This is a genomic window from Planctomycetota bacterium (genome assembly GCA_033763975.1).
In the GTDB taxonomy this organism is placed as follows: domain Bacteria; phylum Planctomycetota; class Phycisphaerae; order Phycisphaerales; family UBA1924; genus RI-211.
Genome location: JANRJM010000018.1, coordinates 87684 through 99664 on the forward strand (window position 1 = coordinate 87684; position 11981 = coordinate 99664).

Here is an 11981-nt window from a genome sequence, read left to right on the forward strand (position 1 = left end):
CGGTCAGATCCGGCGCCGGCGCGCCACGAGCCCGGCGCCGGCGAGGAGCAGTGCCGTCGCGCCGGGTGCGGGCACCCAGTACGCGCCGCCCGAGAACGAGCCTTCCGACCACCACTGCTGCGTCGGCAGCCGGGTCTGCTGGTCGATGGCGACGCCCCGGGGCAGATTGCCCAGCGGGCGGCGGCCCGACGTGTTGATCTCAGTGAGGGTGAAGGCGAAATCGTCGGGCCCGACCGAGTTGCCGGCGAAGATGCCATACGCGGCGTCGGTGTTCGCGGCGAACCACGTCACCGACCCGCCGTTCGCGTTGTCCGCCCCTTGAATCGTGGCGGTGGAGCCCCACGCGAACTCGGTGCCGAGGACGGTCATGACGGCGTTGAAGTACGTCACGCGGAACTCGGTGTTGCCGAGGATGTCGTCGAACTGGAAGGCGCCGACATCCATCGCATAGATGTGGACGAACGCGCCGCCGGTGGTGGGGGTGCTGGAGACCCAGCGGATACCCATGTTTGCGTTGAAGTCGAGGAATGGTCCCGAGGGCGGGAGCGGGCCGTTGTCGTCGTCGCGGAACAGTGCGAGCAGATCGGTGACGGGCACGGCGTCGCGGATCGTCGCGGCGCTGGGCGTGCCCGCGCCGGTGAACGTCCAGCTCGTGTCGGCGGCGAAGTCCGACGCGAAGCTGAAGGTGGTGGCGTGGGCGGCGCCGGCGCTCAGCGCGAGGGTCGCGGCGATGGCGATGTTCTTCATCTCTCGAATCTCCGTGGAAGTCGTCTGACAGGGTGAAGCGCGGGGCGTTCAGGCGCGACGGCGGCGGGCGAACACGCCCAGGCCGGCCAGCGCGAGCGCGAGACCGGCGGGCGCGGGCACGGCGTGCCCGGACCACGATCCCTCGCTCAGCCACTCGGTGGTGACCGCGCCGTTCTGGAGCACGGGGACGTTCCCGCCGCCCATCGCGCGGAGCGCGGTGAGCGTGAACGCGAAGCCCTCGTTGTCGGTGAGCGAGCGGCCGGCGAGCGGGCCGGTCGCGCCCGGGATGTACGCGAGCGCCGCATCGGTGCCGGCGTTCGCCTGGATCGTGCCGGTGCTGCCCCAGGTCAATGCGCTGGCGGAAAACGTCGAGAAGATCGCGTTCGAGAACTCGACCCGCAGGAAGGACGCGAGCGTGGTGGGATCCTGGAACTCGAAGGAGCCCGAGCCGGCGTAGGAGTGGAGGAACCCGCCGCTGACCGGCGCGGGGCTGTAGGAGTTGAGCGACATCTGCATGACGAAGTTCGACGTGATGGGGACGGCGGGTCCGGGCCCGTCCTCGTCGGCGTCCCAGAGCAGGCTGACGCGCACCGTGTGGTCGATGTTCATGTGCGCGCCGTCGGTGATGGTGCCCAGCCCCGGGGGCAGGAAGGGCGCCCCGGCGAACGTCGGACCGTCGGTGTTCATGTCAGACGCGAAGCTGAAGAAGTCGGCCTTCGCCACCCCAGCGCCCGCGAGCACACACAGTGAGACGGCAATAGCGCGCATCGACGCCCTCCCTGATCTTCAGGCTTCGTTCGGGACGCGCGGCGCTCCCACGCAGCGCGGGCCCGATCACCCAATGGGAAGGTGCAACACGTCGCGCCGGTGACAACCGAACTGTCGATAAATTCGATGCGGGTTGCCTCCTTTCACATGCGATTCACATCGCCCGCGTTCGGTGGAAGGTCGGACTTGCCATGGTCCGTCCCAGGGCGACTGGCAATCCGGGCGAGATTTTCCGCCAGATCGGTGGCCAACGCCGGAAGCCGTGTCACGGTGGAGCATGAAGAGATCCCCCGCGGAGGCGGGGGCTATGCGTCCACCGCGCGCCCGGGAGGCGAGCGGCGGTCTGAGAGGAGATTTCCCATGCGTCCCGCAGTTCTTGCCTCGCTCGCGACGCTGGCCGCGTCGGGCCTTGCCCAGGCGGCCTTCGTTTCGTTCGCGTCCGATACCAACCCGGCCGGCCCCACGTTCCGCGGCTTCCCCGTCGGCGCCGCCCTCGGGCGCCTGCAGGACGACGCCCCGGTGTCGGTGAACTTCCTCGTCGATCTTGACGAGCAGGGCCCGGGCGGCCCTGTGAGCATCCCGGCGACGTTCGACTTCGACGCCACGCTCAACTCCTATGCCTACGCGGGCGGCGTGCACGTCTACAACACGAGCGGGTACTTCCAGTTCAACGAAGCGGCCGGCGGCGGGCTGATCCTCCGCGTGGAATGGCAGAACGGCGCGTTCACGTCGCTCGGCCCCGGCCCCAACGCGCTGGGCCCCTCCGGCTCGGTGCTCTCCAACTCCGCCGCGGACCCCAGCATGGTGATCACCACCGGCGGCATCCTCGGCGGGATCATCGCCTCGGGGCGCGACAACAGCTTCGCGTTCACCCTCACCGACCTGTTCGACCTCGCCCGCAACCCGGTCCCGGTTCAGAACGGCGGCAACATCGGCGCCGAGTTCACGGCCGAGGGCAGCTTCTCTGGCCGCGTCGTCCCCACCCCCGGCGCCCTGGTGCTCCTCGGGCTGGGCGGGCTGGCGATCGTCCGCCGCCGGCGCTGAGCACGCGTGACCCGCCCTTCGAGCGGGTCGGTCGCGAGCACGACCTCCAAAGACACCGACGCCCGTCCAAGCCTGGACGGGCGTTCTTCTTTTCCGCTGTCTTGCTGCCTCGCTGCCCCGCCCCTGCTACATCGGCTTGCGGCCGATCGTGACGTCGTAGACGTGCAGGAGCTTCTCCTTGTCGAAGATCATCTCCTGACGGGACGACCCGACCACGTCGTACTCGGGGGTGAGTTCGATGGCGTCGACGGGGCAGGCCTCTTCGCACATGCCGCAGAAGATGCAGCGGAGTTCGTCGATCTCGAACTTCGCGGGGTACTTCTCGCGGTCCTCCCACGGGCTCTCGGCGGCGGTGATGTGGATGCACCGGGCCGGGCAGATCGTCGGGCACATCATGCACGCGACGCACTTGACGCGTCCCTGCTCGTCGCGGTTCAGGCGGTGCACGCCCCGGAAGTTCGACGCGTTCTGCCCGCCCTCGAGCACGGGCAGGTCCTCGCGGCGCACCTCGGGGTACTGCATGGTGCGGCTGGTCTTGCCGTGCCCGAAACTGGTGATCATGTGGCGCAGCGTGGTGCCGAAGCCCTTCACGATCTCGGGGATGTAGACCGCCTCCAGCCGGCTCATCGGGCGGGGAGTCAGTCGCACTACGTCCTGTTCGCTGATTGCCATTCGCGGGTGGAGTATACCCGAGCCGTTCCGCCGATGTACCATGCGTCATGGCCGGCGGGCGCTCCACCACTCCCCTGTTCGATCTGCTCTCCCGAGGCGGGCCCGCGGCGGCGCGCGTCAGCGCCCCGGCCCGCCCGCGTCCGGTGCGAGAGCCGGTGCGGCCGGCCCCGGGCGTGCGTCCCGAGCCCCCCGAGGCCGAGGACGTGCACGAGCCGACGTTCCTGCGCCTGCCGATGAACACGGTGTACATCGCCGTCGCGGTGGTGCTGGTGCTGCTGCTGGGGGCGTGGATCGGCGGAGTGAAGTGGGGGTCGGCGCGAGAGGCCGCCCGGGTGGAGCGAGAGCTCGGCGACGTGCTGGCGCGTCCCGCGGTGAACGAGCCCGGGACGGTCGAGCGACCGGCCTCGCCGGCGCCCGCGCAGCCGGAGCGGCGCGAGGCGGCACGCCCCGCGCCGGGCCCCGGAGCGACGCCCCCGCGGGCGATCCCCGCGGGGCGGGTGCTGGGGGCGACGGGCGACATCGCCGACCCGCGGGAATCGGGGCTGAACTACCTTGCGCTGGCGGTCTTGCCGCGCGAGGACGCCGTCTCGGCGATGGCGTTCCTGTCCGAGAACAATGTGGGGTCGTTCGCGGTGCCGGTGGACGCGAAGGGGGCGGAAGTCAATAATCCGGGCCCGGTCGCGCGGTACCGCCTGTACGCGCTCCCGGGGGTCACGCGGGACGAACTCCGAAGCAACCAGACCGTCGTCACGAATCTGGAGGCGAGGATCGCGCAGGTGGGCCCGGCGTGGCAGAAGGAACGGCGGGGCTCGTCGAACTTCGCGAAGCCCGGGTGGATGAAGCATCAGTAGGATCCCGCGCGGCGTCGCGCAAGGAAGAAGCCATGAGTCTCGACCGCTCCCTCAAGATCTCCGCGAACATGTCCGGCAAGCGCAGCGTGCTGACCCGCACGGAGCGCATCAACAAGCTGGTCGCCGACAAGAAGTTCGACGCCAAGAAGGACAAGGCCCTGGGCCTGGCGAAGACCCTCGCCGGCAAGGGCTGATCCGCGGCGCGCCCTCGTGCCGGGCGCCCCGCCCCGCGGGCCGCGGGCCCGATCGATTCTCTGAGCAATCGTCCGCACGCCCCGCCTCCCGCGCGGGGCGTGCGTGTTTGTAGCCTCGCCCGCGCGCGCCGCTACGCTTGCTCCCCGCCCCTCGGGCGGACCTGGAGGCACGCATGGGCGCAGCGGGGTTCAAGAAGTACGCGCGGTTCTTCGAGCGTCAGCCGTCCATCGTCGTGGAATGGCACGACGACCGCACCGACGCGGTCGGCTGGCTGTGCATCGACACGCTGCGGGGCGGGGCGGCGGGCGGGGGCACGCGCATGCGTGCCGAGGGTTCGCGGGAAGAGGCCGTCTTCCTCGCGAAGACCATGGGCGTGAAGTTCCAGGTGTGCGGGCCGGACATCGGCGGGGGCAAGAGCGTCATCCGCTTTGATCCGCTCACGCACCCCAAGGAGAAGCGGGGCGTGCTGGAGCGCTGGTACCGCCACGTGGGCCCGTACCTCAAGGACTGCTACGGGACGGGGGGCGACGTCAACGTCGACGAGGTCTCGGAGGCCAGCGCGATCACCGCCGCCGTCGTCGGCATCGGGCACCCGCAGCAGGGAATCTGCGCCGGGCACATGTCGCCCGCGGACGGGGAGGCGGTGGCGGCGAAGGTCGCTCGCCTGACGAGCGGGTGCGAGGCGATGGTGAAGCTCGACGATCTTCCCGGCCCGCGCGACGGGGCGTGGATGGTCGCCGACGTCGTGACGGGGCTGGGCGTGGCGCGCGCGGTCGAGACGTACTACGCCGCCCGGGGCATGAAGCTCGAGGGCGAGCGCGTGAGCGTGGAGGGCTTCGGGGCGGTGGGGGCGTTCGCGGCGTACTACCTGGAGCAGCGGGGGTGCCGGCTGGTCGCCGCGTCGACGCGCGACGCGCGCGGGTTCCGCGTCGCGATCGACGAGGAGGGGTTCGACGTGCGGGCGCTCATCGCGTCGCGCGAAGGGACGTCGCTGCCCAAGCCCAAGGCCCGCAAGAGCGCGATCTTCTCGAGCGACGACGCCGACGAGCTGTTCGAGGTGGAGGCCGACATCTTCATCCCCGCCGCGGCGTCGCACACGATCGACGGCGCCCGCCTGAAGCAGCTGCGCCGCTCGGGGGTCAAGGTGTGGAGCTGCGGGGCGAACAACCCGTTCGCGCGCCGGACGAAGAAGCACGACCTGGTCAAGTGGGTCGCCGACATGCTGGACCTGCAGCGCAAGGCCGACGAGCACTTCGAGATCATCCCGGACTTCGTCGCGAACTGCGGGATGGCGCGGGCATTCGCGTACCTCATGGGCACGGGGGCGAGCACGAAGGGCGAGGACATCCTGGCCGATGCCGCCCGCTGCGTGGACGACGGTGTGAGGCGCCTGCTGAAGGGGCACCGCGGGCGCACGGGCCTGCTGTCGCGCGGGTACGAGGTGTTCATCCCCGACGACGAGGCGTAGGACGCGCGGGGGCGACCGGGGGAAGTGCGTCCCGGGGCGGGCGAGGGGGCGTGGGTCTTAGAACCCCGCGCCGCCGTAGTCGGTCGCGTTGAGCTCCCCGCCCGCGAGGACGTAGAGCCCCACGAGCCAGTCGCCCACGACGTAGGGCTTGACGCCGAAGACCCCGTGCACCGACCCGGCGGTGGCGAAGAGCGTGTTGCCCTCGACCGCGCGGGTGAGCTCCACCTCGATCGCGTCGTAGGGCGTGGGCGGGACGCCGATGCAGCACCCGTCCCACTGGTTGAGCATGACGAGCAGTTCGCGGGGCTGCTTCACCATCATGGGGAACGCGACGTACCCGGTGATGCGCACGTGCTTCTCGTGCAGCATGGCGACGCGCCCCGGGATGCTGCGCTTGCCGGCGCGAGGATCGAACGCCGTCGCGACCGACGTGAGCATCTCCCACGTCACGACGTACGGGTCGGCCTGCGTTCCCGACCCCTTCACGACGTACTTGCCGTCGACGACCAGCGTGTCGCCGCGGGCCTCGATCACATCGGGAGAGACGTTGAACGCGCCGATCTTCTCGGGCAGGGCCGGGAGCGTGGCCGGGGCGCCCTGGGGAAGTTCGTCGCTGCGGGCGTCCGCGTCCGGCGCGGGCGTGACCGTCACCGACACGCCCGGCAGCCGCTCGCGGAGCGCGCGCTCCTGCGCGTCGGCGATCGATCCGCCGGGGGCCTTCTCATCGCGGGGCGCGGCGGTCTCGATGCTGCTGTCGGCGTTGCTGGCCGCACCGGAGGGCGGCGGCGTCGCGTCGGGCGCTGCAGGCGTCGCCCCCGTCGCGCCGGGTGCGGCCCCCGCGTGTGGCGCGGAGGCGTCGGGTGTGGCGCCCGCCTGGGACGGCTGCGCGTTCGCGGGCGTCGAAGGCGTACCGGTCGCGGGGCCGGTGTCGGCGGCGATGGGGCCGTCGTCGCGTGCGGGCGCCGGCGTCGGCTGGGACGCCGACCCCCGCAGCAGCGGGAAGGCGAGCGCCCCGCCGGCGAGGATCACGACGAGGGCGAGGATGAGCCAGAAGATCTTCATGCGAACGACTCCCGAGCCCCCAACCGTTGCCACCCCGCCGCCTACGCCGCCGGCCGGAGATTCTTCGCGACCCCCGTGCGGTACGCCACCACCGCGGGAACGAGCCCGGCGAGGCACGCGAGCCCGAGGGTCATGAGCAGGATGGTCGCGGGGACGTTGAGCGGCAGCGCCGGCTCGATGACCAGCCCCAGTCGCGCCCGCATGACCCCCGCCGTCAGGTGCGAGCCCGCGTACCCCAGCGCCAGCCCGAGCAGCGCGCCGCACAGCCCGATGATCGCCGATTCGGTCATGACGAGCGAGAAGATGCGCCCCGCGCTGGCGCCCAGCACCCGCAGGATCGCGATCTGCCGCCGGCGCTGCTCCATCGAGTTGTAGAGCGCGAGCAGGATGCCCACGCTGCTCACGATCATCACCGCGGCGGCCATCGCCACCAGGATCTGGTCGATGTTCCCGACGATCGCCATGAGACGCCGGATTTCCTGCAAGGGCCCCGCGACCGTGAGGGGCGACGCGACGAACGCGGGATCGCGCCGGATGGTCTCCATCACGACCGGCACCGACGCGGACACGTCGGACCCGGGCCGCGTGAGCACGCGGAGGTAGATGTTCGTGATGAGCCGGTCGGCGTCGGTGAGGTCCTCTTCGCCGATGGGCATGCCCGCATGGTCGTGCCCCTCGTGGTCGTGGTCGTCGTGCCCGCCCGCGCGCTCGAGCCGGTCGAACGCGTGGATGAGCCACGAACTCTGGAGGTTCGTGAAGAGCGCGCGGTCGTGGATCGTGCCGGTGGGCTCGAGCACGCCCACGACGGCGTACGCGAACTCGTCGTGCACGTGCCCCCCGGCGCGGCTGCCCCCCGTGCCGTGCGTGAGCACCACCGAGTCGCCCAGGCGCAGGCCCGTCGCCCGGGCGGCGCTGGCGCCCACGACCACCTCGAAGTCCTTGGCGAAAGCGCGACCGTCGGCGAACCGCCACGCGGCGCCCTGCGCCGGCTGGAACTTCGCGAAGAACTCGGGCGTCGTCGCGAGCACCGGGTACGCCCCGCGGTAGCTGTCGCCCAGTTGCACGGGGATCGCCCACTCGACGGGAGGGAGCGAGGCGATCTTCTCGTACTCCGCCATCCGCAGCGGGCGCGGCGGGGAACTCGCGTAGAACAGCCCGTTGAGCACGCTCGCCAGCGGGCTCGCGTCGCGGCTCACCAGCAGGTGCACGTTGCCCGTGCCCCGCTCGAACGACGAGCGTCCCGCGTCGCGCAGCGTGAGCAGCACGACCATCAGCGCCACGCCCAGCGCCACGATGAGCACCGTCGTGCACGTCGAGAACAGGCGCACGCGCAGGCTGCGCGCCACGATCGTCCAGTCGGTCATGCCCCGCCCCCCGCTCGCGCACGCCCGGACGCCGAGGGGCTGTCGCCCGTCGCACGACCGATGTCCTCCAGCCGCTCGTGACGCGCGAACCGCGCGGGCATCGCCGGGTCGTGGCTGACGCACAGCACCGCTGCCCCGCGTTCGCGGCAGGCGTTCAGGATCAGTTCCATCGCCGTCGCGGAGTTCTCGGGGTCGAGGCTCGCGGTCGGCTCGTCGGCCAGCACCAGCGCCGGCCCGCACGCGAGCGCCCGCGCCACCGCGACGCGCTGCTGCTGCCCCACGCTCAGTCGCTCGACGCGCCGGTCCAGGGCCGCGATGCCCAGCGAGCCGAGCAGCGCGCCCGCGCGGGCGCCGTGGTCCGCCGGGGGCACGTCGGAGAACATGAGCGCCGCCTCCACGTTCTCTCGCGCGCTGAAGCCCTGCAGCAGGTTGAACGTCTGGAAGATCATGCCGATGCGCGAGCCCCGGAAGCGGTCCCGGGCGGCCCCGCGCAGCTCGTGCACCGCCCGCCCATCGACCAGCACGCGCCCGCGCCGGGGTTCGAGCAGCCCGGCGATGAGCGAGAGCAGCGTGCTCTTGCCGCCCCCCGAGCGCGCGGTGATGAGCACCTGCTCGCCCGGCGCGAGCGTGAACGCGGGGATGTGCAGGCGGAACGGGGCGTCGACGTCCCCGCGCGGGTACTCGAACTCAAGGTCGACGAGCTGGAGCGCGGCCGGTTGGTTCGTCATGCGGTGCTCTGCGCCAAGTCGCGGACGCCCGTGCGCCGCGAGAAACCGAGAATAGCCCCGCGCGGATGTTCGCCACGCGGGGCCAGGGGACGGGCGACCGCCTGCTCAAGCGGATCGCCCATATGTCCTACCGCCGGCGACGCGCCAGCCCGAACCCGAGTGCGAGCAGCGGAATCGCCGCGCCCGGGGCCGGGATGTTCGCGTTCGCCCAGTCCGCCGCCGCGTCGAGCGTGGGCTCGTCGACGTTCTGGCCGAAGAGGATCCACGCCTCGTCAGACTCCGTCGCGTTGTTCGCGAAGAACGAGAGCGAGACGAGGTAGACCCCGTCGGCCGCGGGCGCGTTGAGGATCCAGAACGGGTGCTCGTGGAACTCGCCGTTGGTGTCGACGGGGAGCTGGAACCCCGGGGTGTACACGTCGGTCGCGGGGGTCAGGGCGCTCAGCGACCCGTACTCGGCCGTGAACGACCCGTCGAGCGTCGAGAAGTCAGTCCCGTTCCAGCGGCGCACGGCCCGGGTGAAGTTGAACTGCACCCACCCGTTGGGATCGAACGCGCCCACGAGCGACTGGAACCCCGGCTCGCCCCCGACGTTCGGCACGTCCGCGCCCAGTTCCGCCGTGAACACGCGCTGCCCGCGGATGATCTCCGAGCCGTCCTCGCTGATGAGCCCGATCTCGACGCGCCCGTTCACGATCTCGAGGAACACGTCGCCTTCTTCGTGCGCCAGCGCCACGCCGCTCATCGCCAGCACGCACACCATCGCCATCACATTCGTCCGCATGATCTCTGCTCCTTCGGTCGAGTCGCCGGCCGATGGCCGGAGACGGTTCATGTCCACGTTCTCACGCCGCTCGCGCACGCACGCGGGCGGCACATTCCTCACGGGCACGCCGCGCCGGCAACGACCTGCGCGAGCGTGCTGATGTCATCCTGATCCACGTTGCCGTCACGGTTGAAGTCCGGATCGGCGTTCGAACAGGTCGGGTCGCCCCCGACCACCTGCGCCAGGCACGCCACGTCGTCCTGATCGACGTTGCCGTCCTGGTTCACATCGGGATCGCACGGCGGGGGCGGGTTCATGAACGTGTCGCGCACCCACTGCACGCCGGCGGCGAGGTCGCCCGTCGGCGCCTCGTGCGAGAACACGAGCCAGAAGGGCTCGGAGTCCTCGATCGTGCCCGCCGTGCTGAAGAGTTCGAGCGTGAGCAGGTACGTCCCGGGCGTGGCGGGCGCCAGGAGCGTGTACTCCAGGTGCCGGTGCCACGTGCCGTTGCTCCCGACGGAGAGCGTGAACCCCTCGACGACGCCGGGCGAGGCGGGCGTCGTCGCGGAGAGGGTGCTGAAGGCGACTTCCATGAGCGGGAGGGAGACCTCGTCGAAGTCCTGCCCGTCCCAGACGCGCAGCGCGTCGAGCACGCGGAAGCCGATGCGCGAGTTCAGGGGGAATGTGCCCGTCGCGCAGTCGAAGCCGGGGTCTCGCGCGTAGCCCGGATCGATGGTGCCCATGACCGACGCGAACACGCGGTCGGGGCCGGTCGGCGCGTGCGTGGTGATCCGCGCGCCCTCGACGCGCAGCTCGATGTCTCCCTGGTGGACCTGCGCGAGGCAGGTGCCGGCGCAGGCCGCCGTGGCGAGCGCCGCAACGCGCATGGAACGATGCATGGTGATGTCTCCGATTGTTCGAGAGCCCGCGGGCGCTAGGGCGCGCCGTCGGGGTAGAACGAGTTCTGAGTCTGGCCCGCGTAGAGGCGGTCGAACGCCGCCGCCGACGCGTGCCCGTCCAGGAACGAGTAGGTCGACACCGCCGAGGGTGTCCGCGCCCGCCCGCCCCACTTCGCGATGTGCGCCTCGGCCCCCGCGCGCGCCGGGGCCTGCACGGCGGTGCCCCAGTTCTCCACGTGCGGGTGGTCCGACACCGCGAACTCCGGTGCGCCCGTCGTCGGGTGCCCGGCCTCGGTCATGAGCATGAACTGCACCGTCCCCGACGGACGCTCGATCTTCGCCAGCCGATCGAACGGCTCGCGATCGGACGTCCCCGGGTTGTACGTGCGGCTCAGCCAGTTATTCATCCCATAGCTGGTCTTCCGCCACACCCCGCTCGACTGCTCCTGCTGCCCGCCCTCGCGCGAAAGCCAGAAGCGGCTCGCATCCCCCGGGCTGCGCAGCAGCTCGGGCGTGTAGTAGTCGTCCCCGGTCGACGACGGGTCGTACGCCCGGGGCAGACTCCCGACGTACTCGCTCAGCGTGTAGATGAACGACAGGCGCGGGTCGCCCGAGCCGCCGTGCGGCAGGCCGACGTCGGCGAACAGGCCCTTGTAGTCGTCGCAGTAGACGAGCTGCCCCGCCTGCAGGCTGCGCAGGTTGGCGAGGCATTTGACCTCGCGCCCGGCGAGCCGGGCCTTGCCCAGCGCCGGCAGCAGGATCCCGATGAGCAACGCGATGATCGCGATGACCACCAGCAGCTCGATGAGCGTGAACGCGCGGGTTCGCATGCGCGAACTCCAGCCGGCGACGGCGCCGGCAACGGTGCGAGGATTGAGCACGGGGTGCGAAACGGGTGGACGCGCGAGAACACGCGCGCAGCGAACGACCGGCTACGCCCGCGCCGGCGGCCCGCGCGGGGCGGCCACGAGCGAGCGGCGTTCCGGCGGCGCGTCGCGCCCCGTTCGCGTGCACACGTACTCGCCCGCGGCCTGCGGCGCCGGCGCCCGCGGGGCCGCGCCGGCGTCCACCGCCTTGGCGAGGTACAGGTCGTGACAGGTGCTGCACGTCGCCGGGCGATCGTGCCCGCCGTCGCGGTCCGTGGGTTCGTGCGGCGCGGGCTGCCCGTGATCCTGCGTGTGCCCGGGCGCGTGCTCGTGCGCGTGCCCGGCGCAGTCTTCGGCGTGCGTGTGCGGCGCGTGTGCGTGGGTTCCCAGACGCGGATCGGCCTCGTGCGACCAGGCGTGCAGCGATCCGGCGAGCGGGCGCGCGATCATCGCGAGCACGATGAGCAGCATCACCGCCGCCACACGCATCGGGCCGCCCGTCTCAAGATGAGAATGCCGTCTCATCAGAAGAAAGTAAACCACCCCGCCGCCCG

General features: G+C 71.4%; 14 protein-coding genes. 4 read left to right on the top strand and 10 right to left on the bottom strand.

Going from position 1 to position 11981, the window contains the following annotated elements; all coding sequences use genetic code 11:
• Nucleotides 1-3: 3 nt before the first annotated feature.
• Both SFY69_12215 and SFY69_12220 read right to left on the bottom strand, forming a co-directional pair.
• Nucleotides 4-747, bottom strand: coding sequence for a PEP-CTERM sorting domain-containing protein (locus SFY69_12215; protein MDX2132805.1), 744 nt, complete (start codon nucleotides 745-747; stop codon nucleotides 4-6).
• Between the two features lie 48 nt (nucleotides 748-795).
• Entirely contained in the window at nucleotides 796-1515 is a 720-nt protein-coding gene (locus SFY69_12220) for a hypothetical protein (protein ID MDX2132806.1), read from the bottom strand.
• A 360-nt stretch (nucleotides 1516-1875) separates the two neighbouring features.
• Between SFY69_12220 and SFY69_12225 the strand changes: the two genes are divergently transcribed.
• On the top strand, nucleotides 1876-2559 hold the full coding sequence (locus tag SFY69_12225) for a hypothetical protein (protein ID MDX2132807.1): 684 nt from the start codon (nucleotides 1876-1878) through the stop codon (nucleotides 2557-2559).
• A 126-nt stretch (nucleotides 2560-2685) separates the two neighbouring features.
• Here SFY69_12225 and SFY69_12230 read toward each other — a convergent pair whose 3' ends face one another.
• A complete protein-coding gene (locus SFY69_12230) occupies nucleotides 2686-3231 on the bottom strand; it encodes an NADH-quinone oxidoreductase subunit I (GenBank protein MDX2132808.1) in 546 nt (181 codons plus the stop codon).
• A 47-nt stretch (nucleotides 3232-3278) separates the two neighbouring features.
• On the opposite strand from SFY69_12230, the gene SFY69_12235 reads away from it, so the two are divergent.
• The 3 genes from SFY69_12235 (at nucleotide 3279) to SFY69_12245 (ending at nucleotide 5745) form a co-directional block, all read left to right on the top strand.
• Entirely contained in the window at nucleotides 3279-4082 is an 804-nt protein-coding gene (locus SFY69_12235; protein ID MDX2132809.1) for a hypothetical protein, read from the top strand.
• A gap of 32 nt (nucleotides 4083-4114) precedes the next feature.
• Nucleotides 4115-4276, top strand: a complete 162-nt coding sequence (locus SFY69_12240; GenBank protein ID MDX2132810.1) for a small basic protein — start codon at nucleotides 4115-4117, stop codon at nucleotides 4274-4276.
• Between the two features lie 173 nt (nucleotides 4277-4449).
• Nucleotides 4450-5745: a Glu/Leu/Phe/Val dehydrogenase dimerization domain-containing protein gene (locus tag SFY69_12245; protein MDX2132811.1), complete on the top strand. Its 1296-nt coding sequence runs from the start codon at nucleotides 4450-4452 to the stop codon at nucleotides 5743-5745.
• Nucleotides 5746-5802: 57 nt separating this feature from the next.
• Here the strand turns inward: SFY69_12245 and SFY69_12250 are convergent, their stop codons facing one another.
• The 7 genes from SFY69_12250 to SFY69_12280 form a co-directional block, all read right to left on the bottom strand.
• A complete protein-coding gene (locus SFY69_12250; GenBank protein MDX2132812.1) occupies nucleotides 5803-6807 on the bottom strand; it encodes a DUF3299 domain-containing protein in 1005 nt (334 codons plus the stop codon).
• A gap of 41 nt (nucleotides 6808-6848) precedes the next feature.
• Nucleotides 6849-8171 (bottom strand): ABC transporter permease, encoded by a 1323-nt coding sequence (locus tag SFY69_12255; protein ID MDX2132813.1) that lies wholly within the window; start codon nucleotides 8169-8171, stop codon nucleotides 6849-6851.
• A complete protein-coding gene (locus SFY69_12260) occupies nucleotides 8168-8899 on the bottom strand; it encodes an ABC transporter ATP-binding protein (GenBank protein MDX2132814.1) in 732 nt (243 codons plus the stop codon). Before SFY69_12260 ends, SFY69_12255 begins: the two co-directional genes overlap by 4 nt.
• A gap of 127 nt (nucleotides 8900-9026) precedes the next feature.
• On the bottom strand, nucleotides 9027-9680 hold the full coding sequence (locus tag SFY69_12265) for a hypothetical protein (GenBank protein ID MDX2132815.1): 654 nt from the start codon (nucleotides 9678-9680) through the stop codon (nucleotides 9027-9029).
• Nucleotides 9681-9778: 98 nt separating this feature from the next.
• The gene (locus tag SFY69_12270; GenBank protein MDX2132816.1) at nucleotides 9779-10561 is read right to left on the bottom strand and encodes a hypothetical protein; all 783 of its coding nucleotides are present in this window, start codon (nucleotides 10559-10561) and stop codon (nucleotides 9779-9781) included.
• 35 nt (nucleotides 10562-10596) lie between these two features.
• Nucleotides 10597-11391 (bottom strand): type II secretion system protein, encoded by a 795-nt coding sequence (locus tag SFY69_12275; GenBank protein ID MDX2132817.1) that lies wholly within the window; start codon nucleotides 11389-11391, stop codon nucleotides 10597-10599.
• A 102-nt stretch (nucleotides 11392-11493) separates the two neighbouring features.
• Complete coding sequence (locus SFY69_12280; protein MDX2132818.1) at nucleotides 11494-11952, bottom strand: hypothetical protein; 459 nt, start codon at nucleotides 11950-11952, stop codon at nucleotides 11494-11496.
• Nucleotides 11953-11981 lie beyond the last annotated feature (29 nt).